We start from the raw sequence: 25,046 nt of genomic DNA, 5'->3' as shown, positions 1-25,046 counted from the left end.
GGCGAACACCCCGGCAACAATCTCCTGCACCGGAGTCGTCGGCGCCCGGAACTCCCGAGGCACCCACACCGGCGCCGGCAACGCCCGCCGATCCAACTTCCCGGAACTGCCCAGCGGCAACACCTCCAACACCACCACCGCATCCGGCACCATATACCGCGGCAAACGCTTCCCCACCGCAGCACGCACCGCCTCGACCTCCACCGTGCACCCCGCAGCCGGCACCACATACCCCACCAACTGCTGACCGAACTCACCCTCATGCACAACCACCACAGCCTGCGACACCGCATCATCGGCCACCAACACCGACTCGATCTCCCCCAACTCGATCCGCAGACCCCGCACCTTCACCTGAAAATCAGTGCGCCCCAAGAACTCGAGATTCCCCTCCCGACTCCACCGCACCAAATCCCCCGTCCGATACAACCGCGCACCCGGCCCACCGAACGGATCCGCCACGAACCGCTCCGCCGTCAAATCCGCCCGACCGACATACCCCCGAGCCACCTGCACCCCACCCAAATACAACTCCCCCGCCACCCCCACCGGAACCGGCTGCAAACGGGCATCCAGCACATACACTCGGGTGTTCCACACCGGGCCACCGATCGGAACCACGGACTCGCCAGGACCGGTCTCGTAGGAGGTCACATCGACGGACGCCTCGGTCGGCCCGTAGAGGTTGTGCAACTGTGCGTCGCTCACCCTGTGCAATCGCGTCGCCGTCGCGGGCGCCAACGTCTCACCACTGGTGAACACCTGCCTCAGCGAATCACACCCCGCAACGTCAGCCCCGGCCAGGAACACCTCGAGCATCGACGGTACGAAGTGAACCGTGGTGACCGACCGCTCCCGGATCACACGTTCCAGGTATCGAGGTTCGCGGTGACCATCCGGTTCGGCGACTACCACACGCGCGCCGGTCTGCAATGGCCAGAACAACTCCCACACCGACACATCGAAGGTAGTCGGAGTCTTCTGTAGAACAGCATCTTTCGGACCGATCGGGTATCGCTGCTGCATCCACAGCAACCGGTTGACGATGCCCTCATGCGGCACGGTGACACCCTTGGGTTCGCCGGTGGAGCCAGAAGTGAAGATGACGTATGCAGGGTTGCCCGGACGCAGAGACGCCACCCGGTCTCCGTCACCGATGGGATGGGCAGAGTGCTCCGAGACGTCGAGGACATCGAGTGCGAGCGCCTCCACGGACGCGGGGAGCTTCACCCGATCCACGGTGCACGTCAGGATCAGAGCGGGCTCGGCAATGGCTACCACATGTGCAATCCGCTCGGCGGGCTGGTCCGGATCGATCGGCACATACGCCCCACCGCTCTTGACCACCGCATAGATCGCCACCAGTAGGTCGACCGAACGGGTCAAGGCGACGCCCACCAACGATTCAGGGCCCACCCCGGCACCGATCAGGTACCGTGCCAGACGATTCGTGCGGGCGTCGAACTCGGCGTACGACAACACAGTTCGGTCGAATACCACCGCGGGTGCGTCGGGGGTGCGGATCACCTGATCCGCGAACAGATCGGCGAGCGTGGTGTGCGGCACCGTATGCGAGGTCGTGTTCCACGTCTCGAGCACCAATTCCCGTTCACCGGGGGTGAAGAGATCGAGACCACCGACCGTGGTGCCCGCATCGTTGACAATTGCCTCGAGGATGCCGGTCAGGCGACCCGCGGCAGTCGCGGCTGTGTCGTGGTCGAAGAGTCCAGGTTGGTAGCGCAGACTCAACCGCAGGTGTGGCTCCTGGATCGACAGCAGTGTCAGAGGATAGTGAGTAGCGTCGCGGACATCGAGCATGGTGACCCGCATGCCTGCGATATCGGTGTCCGCGAGCCCGGACTTGTCGACTGGGTAGGACTCGAATACCGACAATGTGTCGAACAGGTTGCCCAAGCCCACACATGATTGAATTTCGCCGAGTCCCAGATGGTGATGCTCTACCAGGGACGCCTGCTCGGCCTGCAGTCGGGTGAGCAACTGCGCCAACGTCTCATCCGGATCGAGCCGAACACGAATCGGCACTGTGTTGATGAAGAGCCCCAGTATGCTCTCGACCTCGGGTAACTGCGGCGGCCGACCCGAAACAGTGGCGCCGAATACTATGTCGTCGCGCGAGAGCAGCCGAGAGAGCAACAGTCCCCACCCGGCCTGAATCACGGTGTTCACCGTGACTCCGAGTCGCGCAACGAACGCAGTCAGCTCCCCGATTATGTTGTCGGGCAGGTTTATATCGATTTCTGCAGGAACATCGTTGCGCACCGCAGACACACCAGGGGCAAGCAGGGTAGCTTCCTCGAAGCCGGCAAGGGCGCAATCCCACGCTCGCCGCGACGCATCGAGATCACGGTGGGCCAGCCAATCGAGATACGTCCGGAACGAAGGAGGTTCCACGAACGCGGTAGTCGAGTCGCCCGCAGCGTAGTCCACCAGCAATTCGCGCACCAGCAAGGGCATCGACCAGCCGTCGAGAATGATGTGGTGGTTGGTCATCGCGAGCACATATCGCGCCGGTTCCGTGCGGATCAGCAACAGTCGCACCAGAGGTGGCCGGGTGAGATCGAAGCTGGCGAATCGATCCTCGTCGAGAAGTCGTGCGAGTTCCGTATCCGCGCAAGTCCCATCGACACAGAGATCGACTTCCCGCCAAGGGACTTCCACGTCGTCGACTACCAGTTGCGCCGGCTCTCCAGTTTCGTCGTAGACGAAGGCAGCCCGCAGACTCGGGTGGCGTGCGAGCACACGTGCAGCAGCGGCACGCAGCCGCGCGCCGTCGACCGCACCCTCGAGGTCGATGCGCAGTTGCGCGGTGTAGACGTCGACCGACTCCGCGGCAATGGTCGCATGAAACAGCAACCCGGACTGCAGCGGCGAGAGTGACCACACATCGCGGAGCGTTGGATACCGTCGTTCCCAGCGCTCGATCTGCCGCTGGTTCACGGACACCAGCGGCAGGTCCGAAGGTGTCAGGCCACCGGCACCGGGTACCAGGGCGTGCGTGGCAAGGCCATCGAGGGCTCGGCGCCACAGATCCGCCAATGCTGCAACCTCCGCATCACGCAGGACTCCCGTCGGGAAGTCGAACGTCGCAGTCAGCCGTGGTCCGTCGTGGGCGTCGACGACAAGCGCATTGATGTCGACAGCGGCGGCCACCGTCATTCTGGACCCACTGGTTGCAAGCTGGTTCAGTGCCAACGGGTCGAGGGTCCAGCCGAGCTCGTGCTGATCCTCCTCCGCGTTCGACTGTCCGTCCGCCCGGCCCAGATAGTTGAAGCTGATTTGTGGAGCGGGGAGCGCGGCGAGGATCGTTCGCGTGGTGTCATCGAGCTGACGGAGCACACCGAAGCCGACGCCGTGTGCGGGCACCGCGACGAGTTGCTCCTTGATGGTCTTGATGAGGACACCGGCTTCGCGTCCGCCTCCGAATGCCTCGGCGAGATCGACCCCCCGCACTGTCAGCCGAACGGGAAAAGCGCTGGTGAACCAGCCAACGGTACGGGCGAGATCGGCACCCGCAACCGCCTCTTCCACCCGCCCGTGTCCCTCGAGTGTCAGCAGCACAGATCGTTCGTCGACCCCGCGGGAACGGCGCCATTCCACGATGGCCATCGCCAGGGCTGTAAGCAGGCCGTCGTGGATTCGACAGCTGAAGACGTCCGGTAGCTGTGCGAGCACCGCTTCGGTCACCGGCGGGCTTACCTCGATGGTGATCCGCTTGGTAGTGCGCATTGTGTCGATGGAGGGATCGATTGCCCGCGAACCGATCAGGGGATCACGGCCGCTGAGAACTTCCAGCCAGTGCGTCATCTCCCCGATGTGTGTGCCTGCGTCCGATTTGTCCCGGACTCCGTGTGCCCAACGGCGGAAGGAGGTCCCCACCGGGGCCAGGTCCGGTAGCTGACCGGCACCGATTCGCAGCCATGCCGTCGCGAAGTCCGGCAGCAGCACTCGCCATGACACGCCGTCCACTACCAAGTGATGCGCGACTATGAGAAGCCGCCCGGGCACCTCATGCGATCGTGGGTCGAGCCACACCACTTGAATCATGATCCCGCGCTCCGGGTCCAGCCGCCGTGCAGCGGCAGCACTCTCGGACTCCACCAGCTCGTTGAAGGTCAAGGAACCCGGCGCAGCGGTCGTCGGTACGCGCGAAACGAGAAGGTCTACCGAAATACCTCCGGCAAACCAATTTTCGATTGAAGCTGTTTCGAGAACCCAGGAGCTGCCCTCGCGATAGAACCGCGAACGCAACGTGTCGTGGCGCTCCATGACCGCCGCAAGCGTCGTCCTCAATCGGTCCTCGCCTGCCTCGACCGGTGCCATCAGCACCAATGTCTGACTGAAGTCGCCGAAGTATCCGCCGTCGAAGAATGCGCGTTCGAGCATCTCGTACATGACGGGGGTCAAAGGAATCCGCCCGACGCCACCGCCCTCGAATTCCTCGAGGCCCTCTGTGACCTGTTCCACCGCCGCTGCCCTGGCGATCTCGGCGATGGTCTTGCGTTCGAACACTGTCCGCGCGGTAAAGCTGAGACCACGCTTCTTCGCACGGGCTGCGATCTGCATCGCGATGATGCTGTCTCCGCCCAGGGCGAACAGCGAATCGTCAACACTCACCTTTTCGATCCCGAGTGCCTCGGCAACCAGTCCCGCGAGAAGTTCCTCGTCCGGCGTCGACGGAGGACGGAATGCGCGACTGGCGGAGCCGAACCGCGGCGCGGGTAGGGCGCTGCGGTCGAGTTTGCCCGCCGCGGTGACTGGAATCTCACTGAGCTGCATCACCACAGCAGGCACCATGTGTGAAGGTACTGTCGTGGCAACCTGCTCCGCAATGGCTTGCGGATCGAAGTCACAGCCGCTGTCGAGGCGCACATACGAGACCAAAGCTGGAGTGCCACTGTCAGTTTGATGAACGATAGTGGCAGCGAAGTTGATTCCGTCCAGAGTGAGCAGAGCCGTATCGATCTCACCGAGTTCGATACGAAAGCCACGGATCTTGACTTGGGAATCGGATCGGCCGATGAACTCGAGGGCGTAACCTCCCGCCGTGTCCGACTCCACCCAGCGCACTTCGTCGCCACTACGGTAGAGACGTTGCCCCGGCTCCCCGAAGGGGTTGGCCACGAAACGATTCGCTGTAAATCCGCGGCGGTCATGGTATCCGCGCGCCAGACCCGGCCCCGCCAGGTAGAGTTCGCCCACCACCCCTGCCGGAACCGGCCTGAGTCGGCGGTCGAGCACCACCGCGCTCACACCCGAAATGGGCGTACCTATGGTGATCGCGTCGCCCGGTTGCAGTGGGCACAGAGTGGTCGAGAGGATGGTGTTTTCGGAGGGGCCGTAGCCGTTGGTGAAACGGCATGCGTTGCCGAAGCGTTCGACAAGGTCTGGGGTGCAAATGTCGCCACCCACCAAGACGGCCTCGAGGTGCTCGAGGCTTCTTGGATCCACGGTGTTCATCACCGTGGGAGCCACGATCATATGGGTCACTTGTTCGTCGCGCAGCAAGTCGACCAGCTCACTACCGCCAATCATGTCCGGAGGTGCTACCACCATCGTGGCTCCGGCGCTGAACGCCTGAATCATCTCGAAGACGGATGCATCGAAACTTGCTGACGAGAAGCGCAATACCCGGGACTGCGCGGTTACACCGAGCTCCGGACGACTATCAGCCGCTACGTTGTTTGCCAGTCCGGTGTGGGCGATAACGACCCCTTTGGGGACACCGGTCGAGCCCGATGTGAAGATCAAGTAGGCGGCGTTGCCCTCCCGGAGTACCGACCGACGGTCGTTGTCAGTGATCGGGTCATCCGGCAGGGTCGCACACCGACGGTTCGTCGCTTCGTCGTCGAGCACGATCCAGTCGGTGGTGTCGGGCAGATCGGTGCGCAGGTCCCGAGTGGTGACGCCGACGAGTGCTCCGGAGTCCGCCAGCATTCTCGATATCCGCTCGATAGGCAAGTCCGGGTCAATCGGCACGAATGCAGCACCTGACTTGGCCACAGCCCAGAACGCGACCAACGATTCGACCGATCGAGACAGGCTCAGCGCGACGCGTATTTCCGGACCGGCACCCGACTCGATGAGTAACCGCGCCAATCTATTCGAACGGGTGTCCAGATCCTGGTAAGTGATCTCTGCGCCCGACGCGCGAATCGCGACGCTGTGCGGGGCCGCTGCCACACCTTCCGCCAGCAGATCGGGAAGCAGGCGCACCCTCGCGCCTGCCGGCCCGCGCGAGGGGACAAGGTGTGCAGCCTCGTCCTCGTCCAGGATCTCGAGGTCGACGACCCGACGATCGGCCGGTGCATCAGCGAAGGCGGTCAGGAATTCGAGGAACCGCGTGTGGTGTCCGCGCAGCTGATCCTCGGTATACAGATTCGGATTGGCCTCGAAGTCGATCTGCGCCACCTGACCCCCGACACTGGGATACAGGTTCACCGCCAGATCCTCAACCGGACCGGTGGTCAGCACGTTGAACTGGCCGACTGCATTGCCGCCGTGCAGTTCTTCGTGGAACAACATGATGTTGATCGACGGACCGAACAAACCGCGATAGCCGCCACTGATCCCAGCGTCGCGTCGAATGTCCTCATGCCGGTACCGCTGGTGGCGTAGCGCACCCGTCAACTCGAGCTGCGCGCGCCGAACAAGGTCGGCGACCGTCGCCTGATCGTCAACCTGCAGGCGGATCGGTACCACGTTCGACACCATGCCGCCGGAGTTACGTAGCCTCGCTGTAGTGCGGGCCGAGACCGGCAGACTCAGCACGACGTCGTCCTCGCCGGTCAGGCGGGACAAGAAGGCCGCCACAGCGGCCACTGCCACAGCGGCGAACATCGCATCTTGTCGGACGAGCAGCCGCTGGACCGCCGCTTCGGTGGCAGGGGGTAGCGGTTTGCTGATCACCCGAGCGGGCAGTCCGGGGGCAGCAGCCCGCCCGGCGAGGCTGATCGGATCCGGGAAATCGCGACTGCGCTCGGACCAATACTGCCGGTCCTTCTCAAATCTGCTGGACGTACGGTAACGAGCCTCGTCCTCGATGATTTCACGTAATGAACTGGCCTTGAATCTCGCCGGATCGCGCCCCTGGACCCTCGCGCTGTACAACTCCGCGGTTCGACTGTTGAACGTCATTGCGCCGTAGCCGTCGAGCGCGATGTGGTGGATTCGCGAGTACAAGTAGTAGTGATGGTCGCCAAGGTGCAGGATCGCGGTGTGGATCAACCGATCACCCAGCAGGTCGATCGGGGTGCTGTATTCGGTCCGCATCCAGGCGTGGGCGGCCGCGCGTGGGTCTTCTTCAGCCGTCAGATCGATGTGCATCCACTCGAGGCCGAGTGACTCGTCGATCACCTGGAGCGGTTCACCGTCTCTCTCGACGATCCGAAGCACACCGGTACCGAGTTCGCGTGCGGCAACGAGTGCGGAGTCCGCCAGCAGGTCGACGTCGAGATCGAGATCGGTGAACTCGACGTACTGAGAGATCACGATCGGGACATCGTCAAGTAGACCCTGAGCGAACCAAATCCCCCGCTGAGCAGCGGAAAGGGGGAACATTCCAGATGGTGCCGAGAAGTTGGAGGACGGCAACACCGACCGGGCCGAATTGATATCGAGATCGTTCAACGATGACACGCTTTGTTCACCAACTCTTCCATGCGTCATCTCGGGAATTAATAGTGGATCACCTGCTGCAACCACGAACCGCCCGATCGGCTCGTGGGGAGAATTCACCCGAGTATTCAGTTGCAGCGCAGGCCTATCACTGGGACCGGTTGCGGCCGAATTGAACCCAGCGGTCTTGTAAGTATACGCAACTGCGAGTGTGCGACATTGAGTCCGATTCCGCCTTCCGAGGGAGGCGAAATCGACTAAATAGACAGCCCTCGACGACTGATTCCAACGAAGTCGAGCCACCACTGAATCCGCTGTTCTGTTACATATCTGTTGTACATTCTCTTGCCTGACACATGAAATTGTTATCAAGCGAATCGAAGTAATTGTCCGGACCCAAACGCAGCTCGTCCCAGGTCAATACCCGGCCGCTGGGTTGGGGACGCCACGGACGGCAAGATCACCCTCGGATGCCCCGGCGGTGATCCCGCGGACCCGGCATCGGAAGCCGCTGTCGGCTTGTCCCCGGCCCAGAAGAACCGGGTGACAGCCGACAGGTGTGCGCTCGATCCCTCAGGATCCGGCCATCAGCATCTGCGCGATCCTGTGATCCAACCCGAACTGCTCAGCCAGATCGAGAGCCGTTTCGAAAGCCGCTTGCGCAGCCGCCATCAACGCTGCGGGATCGTCCAGGAAGGTGATGCCACCCGTGTTCAAGTACTTGCCGCAGACGGGCCACGCGCCGATGCCCTGAGTCTTGAGCACTCTCTCGGCGATACGGATCTGTTCGGCCCTGCTGGCATGCGCGGGATTGCCTATTCCTCCGTGTTCCGCCCAGGTGATGGGCGAGAACTGCAATCCTCCGTAGTAGCCGTTCCCGGTGTCGATGGACCAGTTGCCGCCGCTTTCGCATTGCGCGACGGCGTCCCAGTTGCGAAACGGGGACCACGAGGAAGATGACGAGGACGAGGAAGATGAGGCAGACGCGGTTCCGGTGCCCCAGCTGAGCGGGACTGCAACAGCAACGCCGACCATGACTATCCAGCCAAGGACACGCTTCTCGAGATTTCGAGTAGTCATGCTTGGTCAATCCTCTCCGCGCCCGCAGACGTGTCGGGCTTGCAGGCGACGATGTCTCGTTGCCTCCCCGAACATCCCTTTCCGTGCCGCGTCAGTGCGCCTCAAAGTGTCGGATTCCGGACCCACGAGCGCAGATCAACTGAGCGAAATCTGCAGCGAAGGGTCACTGTCTTCGCCCCGGTTCGCGACAAGGGGAGCGACCGTGCGCAACCTCCTCTCGAGATTCGGCTGAAAAAACAAGGTTCGAACGTCCGACTATCGAGACATTGGAGCCAAAATATTCGGATTTCAGAAAATCCGATGCGGTTCCGACATTGTCCCGTGACTTTCGGTATACATATTTATTACCTGAAGATTACCCTTTGGTCGGCTGTCTCGTGCGCTTTAGACCAGATGCCACGATTTTTACAACTAATGGTTTGCCAGGCGCATAACTACACCCGATCTGATTTGACCTATTCATTACCAATAGCGCTGAGCGCCAAAACAATCTGGCGGTCCGAACTTCTGCCCTTCTGGAGAATTGCGGTATGAATCGAATTCATCACCCGCTCGAGTTGTGGGCCCGCCCATGACTACCCGCCATAACGAGCGAGTTACCTAGCACGATCTTGGGCGACGAGTCGATGTCGGAGACCAGCAGACAGCACAGCCCGGTATCAATTCTGATATTGACGTCAACATCAGATACCGCATACTGTGGGCGCGTCCACGGGAGTGGATCTGCCAGCCTCGCCCCGTCGAACCTGTTGCCGAATGCACGCAGCGTGATACCGCCGTTCCAACGCCCTTGTCGCCCGCCACGGCCCTCGAGGCCGACCTGTTCGCTCTCACAGAGGAGTACAAGTGAGATTGCTTGTCGCCAACCGCGGTGAGATCGCGCTCCGCATCATCCGCTCCGCCTCCGAGATGTCGGTGGACACTGTCGCTGTCTACGCCGAAGACGACGCAGACAGCCCTCACATCTCGGCCGCAACCGAAGCCGCCGTACTGCCGGGATCTGGGCCCTCCGCATATCTGAACCCGCACGCGATCCTCGACGCAGCCGGCCAATTCGGTGCTACCGCACTTCATCCCGGTTACGGATTTCTCAGCGAAGACCCGGATTTCGCGCGCTCCTGCGTTGATGCCGGCATTTCCTTCGTCGGTCCTAGCCCCGAAGTGCTCGAAATCTTCGGCGACAAGTCCTCGGCGCGCGAGGCTGCCGAGCGCGCGAACGTGCCCGTGCTCGAAGCCACGCGCGGTCCCACCGACATCGACGGAATCCGCTCGTTCTTCTCGAGCCATCCGCGCGGAATCATGATCAAGGCCCTAGCCGGTGGTGGCGGCCGTGGAATCCGCGCCGTCCACCACGCGGACCGGATCGAGGAGTCGTATCGGTTGTGCGCCTCGGAGGCGCAGCTCGGATTCGGGAATCCAGCCCTGTTCGCCGAGGAACTGATTCCGGCGGCCAGACACATCGAGGTACAGGTAGTGGCGGCACCGCACTCGGGAAGCATCCGCGCACTCGCAGTAGGCGACCGCGACTGCAGCGTCCAACGCCGACACCAGAAGCTCGTCGAGATCGCACCGGCCCAAGGACTCGATACTCGATTGCGAACCGAACTGCACGAGGCTGCGACTCGACTCTGTGCCAGTGTCGGCTATCTCGGACTCGCGACCGTCGAGTTCCTGGTGTCATCCAACGGTTTCGCATTCCTCGAGGTAAACCCACGAATCCAGGTGGAACACACGGTTACCGAGGAAGTGACGGGGATCGACCTCGTTGCAACCCAGATCGATATCGCTCGGGGAGCGAGCTTCGACGATCTCTTTCTTCCGGAGGGGATCAGTGCCATCGGGTTGAACACGTCGGGCAGGTCGGCCACCGCTCGAGGCATCGCGATCCAGACCCGAGTCAACATGGAGACCATGAGCCCCGACGGTCAGGCAGTCCCCGTCACGGGAACCCTGTCGTCATTCTCGGCCCCCACCGGCCCGGGAATTCGCGTGGACACCTTCGGACGACCGGGTCTTTCACCGAGTCCGCGTTATGACTCGCTCCTCGCGAAAGTCGTTGTTCATTTTCGGGGGCAGTCATTTTCGGCTGCGACACGCAAAGCAGCGGCGGCACTGACCGAGTTCCTGATCGAGGGCGTCCCCACGAATATCGGTCTGCTCCAGGTAATTCTGAGAGACCCAGATTTCTCCGACGGCATTGTCGACACCAACTTCCTCGACGAGCGGACGAGCACGCTCGTAGACGCGGCGGACTCGCTCGATTGGGCTGGAGCGCCATCGGACGCACTCGAATTGCAACCGGGCGAAGAGATACTGCGAGCCCATATGTCAGCAACCGTCGTAGAAACGGCCGACGAAGGAGCCGACGTGGCGCCGGGCTGCCAACTCGTGGTGCTCGAAGCAATGAAGATGCACCACGTTGTCAACGCTCCTGCGGGTTCAGTGATCGCACGGAGTCTGGTATCACCCGGCGAGACCGTAAACATCGGCGACCCGCTGATCGTGATCCGCCGCTCCGGATCCGAATCCGATGCCATGACCTCGAGCGCGACCGATCTCGACCGAGAACGCGAGGATCTCGCGGAAATCCGATACCGGCACGAGGTCACCCTCGATGCTGCCCGGCCCGCCGCGATTGCGAAACGTGAGAAGATCGGCAGGCGTAGCGCTCGCGCCAACATCGCCGATCTGGTCGATCCAGACAGTTTCATCGAGTACGGACCCCTCGTTCTTGCCGGACAGCGTAGTCGCCGGTCCGAGGAGGATCTGATCGAGAACACTCCTGCCGACGGATTGGTCGCCGGACTGGCAACCATCAACCGAGGTGAGTTCGGCCCGAGCACGACTCAGGTGGCAGTGATGTCCTATGACTACACGGTGCTCGCGGGAACACAGGGGATGCGAAATCACGCGAAGACCGACCGCGTGATCGAAATAGCTGCGCGCAGACAGATTCCGATTGTCCTGTTTGCCGAAGGTGGTGGTGGACGTCCCGGTGACACCGACGCCGGCTCAGCAGCCGGACTCGATCGCGAGGCATTCCGGTACATGGCGGCGCTGAATGGGAAGGTACCGCTGGTATCGATCGTCTCGGGTCGCTGTTTCGCCGGCAACGCGGCGCTGGCCGGTGTCTGTGACGTCTTGATCGCCACCCCAGAAGCGAACATCGGCATGGGTGGCCCAGCGATGGTCGAGGGCGGCGGGCTCGGCGTGTACGGACCGGAAGAAATCGGCCCGGTCGAGGTGCAGCGCCGCAATGGGGTGATCGATTTGCTCGCGCGGGATGAGGCGCACGCAGTCATGCTGGCTAAGAAGTACCTGTCGTACTTCCAAGGCGTGACCTCCGACTGGACCGCCCCTGACGAAAGACTGTCCCGGCACGTCATCCCGGAGAACCGCTTGCACGCCTATGATGTTCGTTCCGCGGTGGACTCCATCGCCGATGTGGACTCGGTTCTCGAACTCCGTCGCGATCACGGCGTAGGGATCGTGACCGCGCTGATTCGCGTGGAGGGACGGCCGTACGGCCTCGTCGCGAACAGCAGCAGTCATCTCGGTGGCGCGATCGATGCGGTCGCGGCCGACAAGATGGCGCACTTTCTCGAGCTGTGCGAATCGTTCCGACTCCCGATCGTATCACTCTGCGACACACCTGGATTCATGGTCGGGCCTGATTCCGAGGAGGAAGCTACAGTCAGCCGCTTCGGCAAGCTGTTCATCATGGGTGCGCGGATGACCGTGCCGTACGGAACGATAATCTTGCGAAAGGGATACGGCCTGGGTGCAATGGCAATGGCGGGTGGTTCCTTTCATGCATCCGACTTCACGGTCGCGTGGCCGACAGGTGAGATCGGGGCGATGGGCCTCGAGGGCGCTGTACGGCTCGGGTTCCGTAAGGAACTAGAGGCGATCGACGACCCGGACGAACGGCACTCTGCATTCACCCGACTCGTCGATTCTGCCTACCAGCAAGGGAAGGCTCTGAACGCAGCGACGATCTTCGAGCTCGACGATGTGATCGACCCAGCCGATTCGCGCGCCTGGATCAGTCGGCTCAGTCCCTGACGTATTGCTACATCACCACGACGGCGCGGCCCGAATAGCTTCCGGCACGCACCTCATCGATTACCGACACAACGTCGGCGATCGGAACTTCGTGAGTGATCAAGTCGAGTCGAGATGGCGCGAGGTCCGATTCGAGGCGTCCCCACAATCGGCGGCGCTGGTCGATCGGATACTGAACCGAATCCATCCCGAGCAAGCTGACACCGCGAAGGATGAAGGGCAGCACCGTGGTAGCCAATTGGGCCCCGCCGGTCAGCCCACTCGCCGCAACCGCTCCGCCGTACTGAACGGTGCTCAGCACGTGTGCAAGGGTCGCGCCGCCGACACAATCCACCGCGCCCGCCCACTGCGCCTTGCCGAGCGGCCGCGGCTCCGTGCCGGGTTCCGGGATACGTCCGATCACCCTGCTCGCACCCAACTGGGTGAGCAGCTCGGCCTTCTCCGGCTTCCCACTCGACGCCACCACATCGAAACCTGCCGTCGACAGCAAATCGACGGCAACGGTTCCGACACCCCCACTCGCACCAGTGACCAGCACTGGTCCGTTTTCCGGTTCGATTCCTGACGCCAGCAGCGCCTCCACACTCATCGCGGCCGTGAAACCGGCTGTTCCGATTGCAGCGGCAGTGCGTGTCGACATGCTGCCCAAACGGACCACCCAGTCCGCTGGGACACGGGCGAACTGTGCGTACCCACCGTGGCGAGCGGTCCCTATGTCGTATCCGTGTGCAACAACTTTGTCACCGACCGCGAACTCGAGGGTCTGGGATTCAACGACAACGCCCGCGAGGTCGATGCCGGGCACCAGCGGGTAATCGCGCACCACACCGCCTTTCGGTGTCAGTGCCAGAGCGTCCTTGTAGTTCACGCTCGAGTACTCGACTTGGATCGTCACCTCGCCCGCAGGAAGAAACGGCTCGCCGACGCTCTCACGAGAAAGTCCGATTCCTTCCGAGTTCTCACGCGCGATCCACACGGTGAATTCTTTCATCAGCTACTCTCCTGACCTCGACGGTTTAGCCTTCACCATCATGCGACAGCACTCTCACACCAGCACTGTCGCGTCGCGAATGCAGGCAAATACGAGGCGGTGAGCGCGTCCGCCACGCCGAATTGTGCGGTGGAGCCGGCAGTGCCGATGCGGCAGCCATGCGGGTCGGTATGCTGCCCAACCGACCACCCAGTCCTTCGACCGAACGACAACGCCCGCGGGGTCGATGCCGGGCACCAGCGGGTACTCGCGCACCACAACGCCTTTCAGTGTCAGTGCCAGAGCGTCCTCGTAGTTCACGCTCGAAGCCATACCATCATGCGACAGTGTCCCGCCACCGGACGAAAGACCCTAAAGATTATCCCGAAATCAGTGCATAGGCTCAGTAACTTTTCTCTGGCATACTGGCGCGGGGCGTGATCAACAGCGGACGAGATCAACAATCGTCGGAGGTCTTGATGGACAGCACGAAGACGCTTCCGTCCGCTTCGGACATTGAGGCTGTAGAAAATGGACTCGACTGTGCCGGAGCCAGATACAAAGCTCAGATGGAAGAGTGTTCGGACTTCTTCCATCAGCCGGAACTCTCTCACCTGCTCGATTCACGTCTCGAGAACTCGTTGCAGTCTCTTGCTGCGACTGGGCGATATGAGCAGACCTTCGAGGAGCTGGAGATCGGTGCACGGCTGGCTTGGCGTAATCACGCACGTTGTGTGGGCCGCAAACACTGGCGCATGCTCAAGCTCCTCGATGCCCGCCACGCCACCACAGCAGACGAGATCGCGGAAGCATGCTGGAGGCATTTGCGGATTGCAACCAACGGCGGTGCACTACGTTCCGTCATCACCGTCGGCCCTCTACCTCTCCCCGACGGTCGCGAGTACAAGATCATCAGCCCCCAGCTGATCCGGTACGCCGGCTACCGCAACTCGGACGGGACGGTGACCGGTGACCCTGCGCACGTGAGCATCACCGAGTACGTCACCAGGATGGGATGGCGCGGTGCCGGGACGCCCTTCGATGTACTACCGCTGGTGATCAGCACGCCGCACGAGCCGGTGCGCTGGTACGACGTGCCCACCGAACTGGTCCTCGAAGTCGAGATCTCGCATCCCGATTACCCCTGGTTCGTCGATCTCGGTCTCAAATGGCACGCCGTCCCAGCCGTGTCGAACATGACCCTTTCAGTCGGCGGTCTGAACTACCCGCTCGCCCCGTTCAGCGGGTGGTACGTCAGCACCGAGGTCGGAGCCCGCAACTTCAGCGACGAGAATCGGTACAACATGCTGCCTGTCATTGCCAAGTACCTGAACTTGGACACGAGATCGGAGCGGACGCTGTGGCGCGACCGTGCACTGGTCGAACTCAACCGTGCCGTGATCCACAGCTACCGGCGTGCGGGCGTCATCATGGTCGATCATCACACCGTCGCCAAACAATTCATCAGCCATGTCGAACACGAAGAATCACGGGGGCGAAAGTGCCCTACGGACTGGTCGTGGATCAACCCTCCGATGTCCGCGGCGCTAACTCCCACATTCCACCGGTACTTCGACTCAGCCGACATGGACATTCGCCCCAACTTCGTCTCGCGCAGGAAGAGTAGAGGTTCAGGGTGCCCGGTCACCGGTCAGTGAACCGATGTCGCCACCGAGTCGCGTGCCGATCCTCGCGCAGGCCGCGGGACGTCGCCCCACAACCGACGGATCGAAGCGGAGGGACTAACAGATATGTCCACATGGTTCATCACAGGTTGCTCGACCGGTCTCGGCCGCGCCCTCGCCGAGGCGGTGCTCGCACGTGGACACCAAGCGGTGGTCACAGCGCGCGACGCCACGAAACTGGCGGAACTGTCCGAGGCATACCCAGATACGGCGCTCATAGTTCCCCTCGATGTCACCGACCCCGTTAAGGTAACCGAGGCGGTGCAAAAGGCTCACAACCGCTTCGGCGGTATCGACGTACTCGTCAACAACGCAGGATACGGCTATCGCGCCGCTGTCGAGGAAGGCGAGGACGCCGACATCCAGCGATTGTTCGCGACCAACTTCTTCGGTCCAGTCGAGACGATCCGGGCCGCGCTACCCGACATGCGCGCCCGACGCTCCGGTGCGATCGTGAACGTTTCCTCGATCGGCGCACGAATCTCGCCTGTCGGCTCCGGGTACTACTCCGCAGCGAAGGCAGCACTCGAAGGGATGTCCCGATCCCTGCGAAAGGAGCTCGAGCCGCTCGGTATTTCGGTCACGATCGTCGAGCCCGGTTCGTTCCGTACCGACTTCGCGGGCCGCTCACTCGTCCAATCAGCCATGGAAATTGCGGACTACGCCGAAACGGCAGGAAAGCGACGAAAGGAAAACGACTCCTCCCACGGCACACAGCCAGGAGACCCCGCGAAGGCCGCGAAGGCGATCATCACAGCCGTAGAGGACCCTGCGCCACCCCTGCTGCTGTTGCTCGGCGAGGACGCCCTCGACAGGTACTTGCAGGTCGAGGAAGCACAACGTGCTGAGGTCGAGAGGTGGCGGGAACTGACTGTCGGCACAAGTTTCGCACCCCGATAGAAGCGAGTCTGATTGAAGCAGCAACTGTGTGCACTCCTCGCACGCACAGGTGCTACTCAGAAAGCCCCGGCGTGCGCTCGAACTGGCGGGTTTGTACCTTCCGCCGGTCGCCCATGTTCCGTGAGATCAGGACACCGACCAACAGAACGGTTCCCACCACGGCAATGAACCATCCTGTCCGGTGCAGCCCGACGTCATCGATGACGTGACCGGAGGTAGCCGCCAGCACCGCAGCGGCGAGGTTCGCTCCGATGTACTGCACGGTTCGATACATTCCGATCGCGGTGCCCACTTCCTTGACGGATGTGACCGAGCTGACCAGATTCTGATTACCGATGTTGTTGAATCCGTTGGGAATCCCCAGCACGACAGCCACCAGGAGCAGCACGAGGATCGGGGCCGTGCTGCGCTCTACCGAGGCCAGGAGCAGACCACCGATGAGGAGTGCACACGTCCCGACAGCGAGTGTTCTGCGCGCCCCGTGAAGTACGTACGTTCGTGAGGCGATCAGCGTGGTGAGAGCACCGACCGCGGCGACCGGCAGCATTGTCAGGCCTGCCTGCGTGGCACTCATCCCGCGCGAGTACTGCAACCATTGCGGAACACCGAAGTAGACGCAGTAGAACGCCGAGTAGGTGAGCAGCGTCCGGGCGAGCGTCGCACTGAGCGCACGGTTTCGGGTGAGCGCCGGTACGTCGATGAACGGCACCTCCGCCCGCCGTTCCCGATAGATGAACGCAGCGAGTGCCACCGTCCAAAGGGGGATCAGCCACCAGGACGGGTCGGTCGTGAGCGAGAGCAGAAACAGCATCGTCGACGAGATCAGAACGAGAAACAACAGCACCCCTGCCACATCGAGCGAGCGCAGCAGCCGGCTGCGGCTCACGGACGCAACTCGGGCAGAGTCGGCTCCCACGAATCTCGTGACCAAGACGGCGCTGAACGCGGCAACCGGAAGGTTGATCCACATGATCGAGTGCCATCCGAACGCCCCCACCAACAGACCACCGAGCGTCGGACCCAGTGACACGGTTACCTGACTGCAGACGGTCAGGGTGGTGATCGCACTTCGAGGCTGCGCCCGATGACGCTCCGCGTACCCCCGAATCATGGTCATCGCATTGGGGTACTGGGTGGCAGTTCCGATTCCGATAAGTATGCGGGCAAAGATCAGCCAGCCGACTGTCGGCGCCAGGATGCCGACGACCGAACCGAGTGACACAAGAGCGAGTCCTCCGAGGTACACCCGCCGAGCACCGAGCAGGGCGCCCAGCTTGCCGGCTATCGGGGCGCAAACTGCTGTCGCTATGTACAGGCCCGAAATCACCCATGCGATACCGGACGACGAGCCGAACTGCGCGGCAATACCGACGATCGCGATGGCGATCATCGACGAGTTCAGCGGTTGGAGAATGCTTCCGGAGGAAACCGAGCCGCTGATCCGAATCGGGATGCGTCGATCCCGTCGCGTACCAACGGATTCCTCGACAAGGACACTCACGAGTTCACCACTGACCGAAGTTGCGGAGCCGTCTCCGGAATCTCGGCGAGGCGTCGCAGCAACCGACCAGCGATGAACAACAATTCGCGCTCGGCCTCGGTGCACTCGGTGTCGAGCGCCGCCGAGAGCCATTCACTTCGCCGCGCCCGGTCAACCTCGAGGGTCTGCGACCCGAGTGTGGTGATCGCGACGATGCTCGCACGAGCATCCTGGGGATCCGCGGTGCGCGAGACCATCCCCGCCTCTTCGAGGATCGAGACCGTCCTGGCGATGGACTGCGGCGCCACCTGCTCCAACCCTGCCAACGCACGAGCGCTCATCGGCCCTTCGCGGTCGAGGTGCGACAGCGCCTGCAACTGCGTGGGCGTGAGTTGGTGACGCGCCTTCTGGCTCCGGATTCGCCTGTTGAACAGAACAACGTCTTCACGGAGGCGATTGACCTTCTCGTCCATTTCTCACCCTCTCGTCCGATCCATACCGTTAGCCAGTCTAGCTGTCTTATTTTTGACCATCAAGCCATCACGTACAGCTAGGTCCAGGTCAATCGATAATTATTAAGCAGTATTGCTGTCTAATACATCACAGCTTCGCCTCTGATCGAGGGCGGCTCCGACGGAGACGGGGCAGAACCTCCAAACAGTGGTAGCCGCACAAGGCCTACATAGACGCCGGCTTCTGCTGGATCCACTGGGTCTGTTCCTCCAGCTGCTGATCTCCCATGTTCTGCGAGGTCAGGACACCCACCAGGAGAACGGTTCCCACCACGGCGATGAACCAGCCTGTGCGGTGCAGGCCGTCGTCGCCGATGATGTGACCAGCGGTGGTCGCCAGCACAGCGGCGGCGAGGTTCGCTCCGATGTACTGTACGGTGCGGTACGTCCCGATCGCGGTGCCCACATCCTCGACGGACGTGTACGAATTGACCAGATTCTGATTGCCGATGTTATTGAATCCGTTGGGAATTCCCAGCACGACAGCCACCAAGAGCAGCACGACGATCGGGGCCGTACTACTCTCCACCGAAGCCAAGAGCAGACCGCCGACGAGGATTGCACACGTCCCGACGGCGAGCGTCTTGCGCACACCGTGACGCGCCAGTATTCGCGATGCGAGAAACGTGGACCCAAAGCCCACCCCGGCGACTGGGAGCATCGTCAGACCTGCTTCGGTGGCACTCATCCCCCGGGAGTACTGCAACCACTGCGGAACGCCGAAGAAGACGCAGTAGAACGTCGTGTAGGTGAACAGCACCCGAGCAAGAGTCGCACTGAGCGCACGGTTTCGGGCGAGCGACCTTACGTCGACGAACGGTTCCTCCGCCCGCTTTTCCCACTCGATGAATGCTGCGAGAGTCATCAGCCAGACGGGTATCAACCACCAGAGCGGGACGCTGGTCAGCGACAAGAGGAACAGCATCGTCGATGCAATCAACCCGACAGACAGCATTGCCCCCACCACGTCGAGCGACCGAAGCAGATCCCTAACATTCACGGAAACGCTTCTCACGAGGCCGACTCCCACGAATTTTGTCACCGTCAGCGCGCACAACGCGGCGATCGGGAGGTTGATCCACATGATCGAGTGCCATCCGAACGCCCCCACCAGCAGACCACCGACAGTCGGCCCCAATGCCAACACCGCCTGGCTACAAGCCGCAAGGATGGTGATCGCACTGCGAGGCTGCACAGCGTATCGCTCCGAATACTCTCGAACCATCGTCATCGCATTGGGATACTGGGTGGCAGTTCCGATTCCGACGAGTACTCGGGCAAAGATCAGCCAGCCGACAGTCGGCGCCAACAAGCCGACAACGGAGCCGAGAGCCACCAGGGCGAGGCCACCGAGATAGACCCGCCGAGCACCGAGCAGAGCGCCCAGCTTGCCGGCTATCGGGGCGCAAATTGCTGTAGCCAGGTAGAGGCCCGAGATCACCCAGGTGATACCGGACGACGAGCCGAACTGCGCGGCAATACCGACGATCGCGACGGCGATCATCGACGAGTTCAGCGCTTGGAGGACGCTCCCCGAGGCCACCGAACCGCTGACCCTGAAAGGTACAGACCCGCCGGTTCGGTCCGCGCCGGTATCGACTACGGACACGTTCATCAGTTCATCAGTGACTCCCGCTGCGAAACCCGCTCCCCGATGTCGGCGAGGCGTCGCAGTAACCGACCAGCGATGAACAACAGTTCGCGCTCGTCCTCGGTGCACTCGGTGTCGAGCGCCGCCAGCCTGGCGATGGACTGCGGCGCCACCTGCTCAAACCCTGCCAACGCACGAGCGCTGATCGGCCCTCCGCGGTCGAGGTGCGACAGCGCCCGCAACTGCGAAGGCGTGAGCCTGTGGTCTGCCCGGTGTGTCCCGGTGCGGCCACTGAACAAGACAACATCCTCGCGGAGCCGATCGACTTTCCAGCCCATGTTCCACCTCACCACACACCGCGGCCTGATTAGCCAGTCTAGCTGTTTGTAATAGGTGCCTCAATAGTCTTCAACGGTAGTTGAACTTCACACGAGATGAATAGATATCCACAAGGGCGGCAAGCTATTAGCATCAACCAGTCATGATCGAACAACCACACAACTAGGCAGCAGCTCTATCAGCAACACTGTCTAATAGACGGCATGTCGGCAGCAGCCGAGAGAGAGCCTTCTACGCCAGGTCCTCACGGCCCGCGTGGGGCGGAATTCGCGCAAGTTCCATCGAGCAAGCGCAGGTCGCGCCCGCGTCGCGTCGTCCCGCAAACCCGGGGAAGACGACAACAGCGCCAGGTTGGGGGCGGCATTGTGAGTGCGGTAAGTGCTCCGACAGCACCCACACGTGGTGATTGGCCGCCCTCGGCCGCAAACGGCCGGCATTCCCACGCGACGAACGACGCGGGGCTAGTTCGCGCCCTTCCGGTCATCGATGCGTTCGCCTGTTTCAGGGTTGAACAAATGTACGATTCCCTCCCGCTTCCGCAGCGATACCGTGTCGGCCAGGCGAGCGGGTGTGCGGGTCAGTGAACGGGCGACCAGCCGCGTGCCGTCACCGTCGATGCGTGTGTGTACGTAGGACTCGCTGCCGAGTTCTTCTACGAGATCGACGACCACGTCCAAACTTCCCTCTCCGTCCGACAGTTCCAGCTGCTCAGGTCGTACCCCGACCGTCACCGTCTCCAGACCGGCCGCGTGCAGCGCCGACAACTGGCTGCGTTCGAGTGCAAGGGTGGAGCGGCCCAGGCGTACACCGCCGCTGACGATCGGCAGGGTCATCAGATTCATAGCGGGTGAACCGATGAATCCCGCCACGAAGACATTGGCCGGGCGGTCGTACAGTTCCGTCGGTGTCGAAAACTGTTGCAGCCTACCATTATCGAGGACAGCAACCCGATCACCCATTGTCATCGCTTCTACCTGGTCATGGGTGACGTACACGGTGGTGGTACCCAGCCTGCGCTGCAGTGCCGCAATCTGGGTACGCGTCTGCACCCGCAACTTGGCGTCCAGGTTCGACAACGGCTCGTCCATGCAGAACACCTGCGGATCACGAACAATCGCGCGCCCCATCGCCACTCGCTGACGCTGACCACCCGACAGCTTGGCCGGCTTGCGATCCAGATAATCGGTGAGGCCGAGCAGCCTGGACGCCTCCTCTACCTTCTTCTTGCGTTCCTCTACCCCGACGCCACGCATCTTCAACGCGAAGCCCATGTTCTCGCCGACTGTCTTGTTCGGGTACAGAGCGTAGTTCTGGAACACCATGGCGATGTCGCGGTCGCGCGGCGGCACCCCCACCATGTCCTTGCCGCCGATCTCGATAGTGCCCTCATCGATGTCCTCCAGTCCGGCGAGCATGCGCAGGGCGGTACTTTTTCCCGAGCCGGACGGGCCGACGAGGACGACGAACTCCCCGTCTTCGATCTGGAGGTCCAGCGAATCGACCGCCAACCTGTCGGCGTTCTCGTAGATGCAGGATGCGCCTCTGTACGCGATGTCAGCCATGATTACTCCTGAGCTCGAGACAGAAGATGATGAGTGTTCCTGCGGTGATCGTCATTTGATGGCACCGAAGGAAAGTCCGCGCACCAACTTGTTCTGGGCCACCCAGCCGGCGAGGATCACCGGCAATGCGGCGAGCGTCGCCGCAGCGGAGAGTCGAGCCCAGAACAGGCCTTCACCGGTGATGAACCCGACCAGGAACACCGGAATGGTTTGTGCCTGAACGGCGGTGAGGTTCACCGCGAAGAAGAACTCGTTCCACGAGAAGATCACGCAGATCAGCGCGGTCGCCGCGATACCAGGTGAAACGAGCGGCAGAATCACCTCCCGTACCGACGTCCACAGGCTCGCTCCGTCCATACTCGCGGCCTCGAGTAGTTCACCGGGAACCTCGAGGAAGAACGACCGCATCATCCACACCGCGATAGGCAGATTCATTGCGGTGTAAAGGATCACCAGCACCCAGATATTGTCGAGCAGACCGATATTGCTGACGATCACGTACAGCGGGATGATCGCGGCGACGATCGGGAGCATCTTCGTGCTGATGAAGAAGAACAACGCGTCCTTCGTCCTCCGAACGGGACGCAGGGACAGCGCGAACGCGGCCGGAACACCGAGCAACAGGACCAACAGCGTCGACATCACCGTCGCGAACGCCGAGTTGAGCAGGCTGGTACCGATCCCGCTGTCGAGCACCCCCCGGTACTGGTCCAACGTCGGTGCGAAGAACAACTTTGGAGGGTCCGTGTACGCATCACCCTCCTGCTTGAACGACGTCAACACCATCCAGGCAACCGGGAAGAAGAATCCCAGGGCAATGATCCACGCCACCGCACTCCAGGGACTGAACGGGCGGTGCTTGCGGGCGCGCTTACGTCCCGGTGCACTTGGTTCGGCCACAGCCGGCTGTGTCGCAGCAGCGGTACTCACTACGCGGCCTCCTCGCTACCGGAAAAGCTCTTGAAGATCAGGCGCAACGCCAGGGTCGCGACGATGATGATCGCGACCACCACCACGACGCCCATCGCTGCCGCCTGTCCGATATCGAAGCCGAGGAAGGCGCGTTGATAGATATAGAAGGGGAGATTGGCGCTGGCGGTACCAGGACCGCCCTGGGTCATCATGTAGATGACATCGAAGGTGTTGACCAGGTAGATCGCACCGAGAACGGCGCCAAGTTCGATGAACCTTCGCAGATGCGGAAGTGTCAACTCTCGGAACATCGCGAACGGCCGGGCACCGTCCACCCGAGCCGCCTCGAGGATGTCGCGCGGCATCGACTGCAAGCCGGCCAGGATCAGCAGCATCATGAACGGGGTCCACTGCCACACCAAGTTCACCATGACCGCGGCGAGCGGGAACCTGCTCACCCAGTCGACCTGCCCGACACCGAATGGCGAGAGCACGAAGTTGATGATGCCGAAGACCGGGTCGAACATCGTCGTCTTCCAAAGCAGCGCGCCTGCGACCGGTGTGACGAGGAAGGGCGTGATGAGGAGCGTTCGCACAATGCCTCGGCCGAGGAACGCTCGATCGAGCAGCAGTGCAAGCATCACCCCCAGGATCACCGAGATCAGGACGGTCCCGACGATGAGTATCACCGTGTTGACCGCGACCTCACGGAACTGACTGTCCCTGAACACATCCACGTAGTTCTGCAGTCCAATGAAGGTGCGGGACCCCGGTCGGACAAGATTCCAGGACTGCGTCGAGTAGTACAGCGTGAACAGGAACGGGATCTGGGTGACCACGATCATGAGGATCAGCGCGGGGAGCAGCGGGCCTCGGCGACGCCACCCCTCCGCTCTCGAGACGCCGGCATCCTTCTTGGCCCGCAGTTCGCGCACCCGCTCCTCGGTATCGCCCGCGACCGGCTTCTCGGCAACGGCTGTCATTGTTGTTCCCTATAGGACGCGCCGACCACCTCGGCGTACTGCTGCGCTTGGGCGAGCGCCTCGGGCACTGTCTTCTGGCCGGCGATCGCTGCACTGATCTGTTGACTCACCCGCGTCCCCAAGTCCTGGAACTCCGGGATCGCCAAGAACTGCACGCCGGTATACGGAACTGGTTGCACGGTAGGCGCTTCCGGTGTCGCATTCTCGATCGCCTCTAGTGTGAGCGGGCCGTACGCCGCTGACGCCTGCTGATACTCGGGTATTTCGTACGTCGACAGACGGCTACCGGGTGGCACGCGCTCCCAGCCGAGATCCTCTCCGACCGTGCGTATGTATTGCTTGTCGGTCATCCAGGAGATGAATTTCCAGGCCGCATCAGGGTTGTCACTGCTGACCGGAATTCCGAGGGCCCAACTGTAGAGCCAACCGGAGTTTTCCTTCACTTCGATCGGCGCCGGAGCGTACCCGATCTTGCCGACAACGGTGCTCGACGTCGGATCCTCGAGCGTGGACACGGCGGATGTGGCGTCGTACCACATCGCGGCGTGCCCTTGCGCGACTTGCGTTGCGCATTCTCCGAAACCGCTGGTTGCCGCTCCGGGCTCACCATGATCCCGCACCAGATCTACGTAGAATTGCACCGCGCGTTCTACCTCGGGGCTCGTGAGTTGCGCGTTCCAGTCTTCGTCGAACCACCGTCCACCGAAGGTGTTGATGACAGTGTCCAACGGGGCGAGCACCTGTCCCCAGCCAGGCTGGCCTCGCAGGCAGATTCCCGCCATCCCATCGGTATCGAGTTGCTCTGCAGCCTCCGCTACCTCCGTCCAGGTCGGCTTCTCCGACAGGACGATCCCGGCCTGCTCCAACAAGTCCTTGCGAAACATCAGAAACGACGACTCACCGTAGAACGGCACCGCATACATATCCCCCTCGTATGAAAGGGACTCTCGCAGTGTGGGAATGAAATCGTCTTGGTCGTAGCCCTCCGTCGCTTCCGCATACTCCGAGAGGTTCTCCAACCATCCATGGCCGGCCCACTGCGGAGTCTCGTAGTTACTGATCATTACCACGTCGAACTCGCCGCCACCGGTCGCGGTAGACGCCGTGATCTTCGCGCGAGCTTCGTTCTCCGGCAGTGTCACGAACTTCAGGTCGATGTCCGGGTTCTCCTCTTCGAACTGCGAGGCGAGGGCTCGGGCGTCCTGCATCTGAGGGTTGGACACCATCGCGATGGTGACGGTCTGATCCGAGGCACCGAGCGAACCCGCGCCCGCGCAAGCGCTGATCGTGAGGGTCAGGGCACCGGCGCCTGCTGCCAGCACGGCCCCGCGA

At 62.1% G+C, this 25,046-nt stretch carries 14 protein-coding genes and 1 pseudogene; 3 read left to right on the top strand and 12 right to left on the bottom strand.

All coding sequences use genetic code 11. The annotated features are described in order from the left end of the window. Both AB0I57_RS19035 and AB0I57_RS19030 read right to left on the bottom strand, forming a co-directional pair. A partial coding sequence (locus tag AB0I57_RS19035; RefSeq protein WP_358338748.1) for an amino acid adenylation domain-containing protein occupies nucleotides 1-7,656 on the bottom strand: 7,656 nt, incomplete at its 3' end. Nucleotides 7,657-8,208: 552 nt separating this feature from the next. Then, on the bottom strand, nucleotides 8,209-8,715 hold the full coding sequence (locus AB0I57_RS19030) for a transglycosylase family protein (RefSeq protein ID WP_358338745.1): 507 nt from the start codon (nucleotides 8,713-8,715) through the stop codon (nucleotides 8,209-8,211). 846 nt (nucleotides 8,716-9,561) lie between these two features. Here AB0I57_RS19030 and AB0I57_RS19025 point away from each other — a divergent pair. Next, nucleotides 9,562-12,780, top strand: a complete 3,219-nt coding sequence (locus AB0I57_RS19025; protein ID WP_358338742.1) for a carboxyl transferase domain-containing protein — start codon at nucleotides 9,562-9,564, stop codon at nucleotides 12,778-12,780. Between the two features lie 7 nt (nucleotides 12,781-12,787). Here the strand turns inward: AB0I57_RS19025 and AB0I57_RS19020 are convergent, their stop codons facing one another. Together AB0I57_RS19020 and AB0I57_RS19015 are read right to left on the bottom strand one after the other, a co-directional pair. After that, nucleotides 12,788-13,771 (bottom strand): MDR family oxidoreductase, encoded by a 984-nt coding sequence (locus tag AB0I57_RS19020; protein WP_358338739.1) that lies wholly within the window; start codon nucleotides 13,769-13,771, stop codon nucleotides 12,788-12,790. Between the two features lie 195 nt (nucleotides 13,772-13,966). Next, nucleotides 13,967-14,077, bottom strand: a pseudogene (locus tag AB0I57_RS19015) (oxidoreductase); the annotation flags it as partial. 242 nt (nucleotides 14,078-14,319) lie between these two features. On the opposite strand from AB0I57_RS19015, the gene AB0I57_RS19010 reads away from it, so the two are divergent. Next, nucleotides 14,320-15,408: a nitric oxide synthase oxygenase gene (locus AB0I57_RS19010; RefSeq protein ID WP_358338737.1), complete on the top strand. Its 1,089-nt coding sequence runs from the start codon at nucleotides 14,320-14,322 to the stop codon at nucleotides 15,406-15,408. Between the two features lie 93 nt (nucleotides 15,409-15,501). Next, nucleotides 15,502-16,335, top strand: coding sequence for an oxidoreductase (locus AB0I57_RS19005; protein WP_358338734.1), 834 nt, complete (start codon nucleotides 15,502-15,504; stop codon nucleotides 16,333-16,335). Nucleotides 16,336-16,387: 52 nt separating this feature from the next. On the opposite strand, the gene AB0I57_RS19000 is transcribed toward AB0I57_RS19005, so the two are convergent. The 8 genes from AB0I57_RS19000 to AB0I57_RS18965 form a co-directional block, all read right to left on the bottom strand. Further along, entirely contained in the window at nucleotides 16,388-17,836 is a 1,449-nt protein-coding gene (locus AB0I57_RS19000; RefSeq protein WP_358338732.1) for an MFS transporter, read from the bottom strand. Beyond that, on the bottom strand, nucleotides 17,833-18,288 hold the full coding sequence (locus tag AB0I57_RS18995; protein WP_358338729.1) for a MarR family transcriptional regulator: 456 nt from the start codon (nucleotides 18,286-18,288) through the stop codon (nucleotides 17,833-17,835). The genes AB0I57_RS19000 and AB0I57_RS18995 overlap by 4 nt, the downstream gene beginning before the upstream one ends. 205 nt (nucleotides 18,289-18,493) lie before the next feature. After that, complete coding sequence (locus AB0I57_RS18990) at nucleotides 18,494-19,942, bottom strand: MFS transporter (RefSeq protein WP_358338726.1); 1,449 nt, start codon at nucleotides 19,940-19,942, stop codon at nucleotides 18,494-18,496. Continuing rightward, a complete protein-coding gene (locus tag AB0I57_RS18985) occupies nucleotides 19,942-20,256 on the bottom strand; it encodes a hypothetical protein (RefSeq protein ID WP_358338723.1) in 315 nt (104 codons plus the stop codon). The genes AB0I57_RS18990 and AB0I57_RS18985 overlap by 1 nt, the downstream gene beginning before the upstream one ends. A gap of 462 nt (nucleotides 20,257-20,718) precedes the next feature. Then, nucleotides 20,719-21,819, bottom strand: coding sequence for a sn-glycerol-3-phosphate ABC transporter ATP-binding protein UgpC (gene ugpC / locus AB0I57_RS18980; RefSeq protein ID WP_358338720.1), 1,101 nt, complete (start codon nucleotides 21,817-21,819; stop codon nucleotides 20,719-20,721). Nucleotides 21,820-21,870: 51 nt separating this feature from the next. Then, on the bottom strand, nucleotides 21,871-22,719 hold the full coding sequence (locus AB0I57_RS18975) for a carbohydrate ABC transporter permease (RefSeq protein WP_358338772.1): 849 nt from the start codon (nucleotides 22,717-22,719) through the stop codon (nucleotides 21,871-21,873). Nucleotides 22,720-22,748: 29 nt separating this feature from the next. Continuing rightward, nucleotides 22,749-23,714, bottom strand: a complete 966-nt coding sequence (locus AB0I57_RS18970; RefSeq protein ID WP_358338717.1) for a sugar ABC transporter permease — start codon at nucleotides 23,712-23,714, stop codon at nucleotides 22,749-22,751. Further along, the gene (locus AB0I57_RS18965; protein WP_358338769.1) at nucleotides 23,711-25,036 is read right to left on the bottom strand and encodes a sugar ABC transporter substrate-binding protein; all 1,326 of its coding nucleotides are present in this window, start codon (nucleotides 25,034-25,036) and stop codon (nucleotides 23,711-23,713) included. Before AB0I57_RS18965 ends, AB0I57_RS18970 begins: the two co-directional genes overlap by 4 nt. Between the last annotated feature and the right edge of the window lie 10 nt (nucleotides 25,037-25,046).

It is taken from the genome of Rhodococcus sp. NPDC049939 (genome assembly GCF_040656415.1).
Lineage (GTDB): Bacteria > Actinomycetota > Actinomycetes > Mycobacteriales > Mycobacteriaceae > Rhodococcus_F.
Note: the sequence above shows the minus strand (reverse complement) of the source record. Positions and strands in the feature narration are given on the sequence as shown.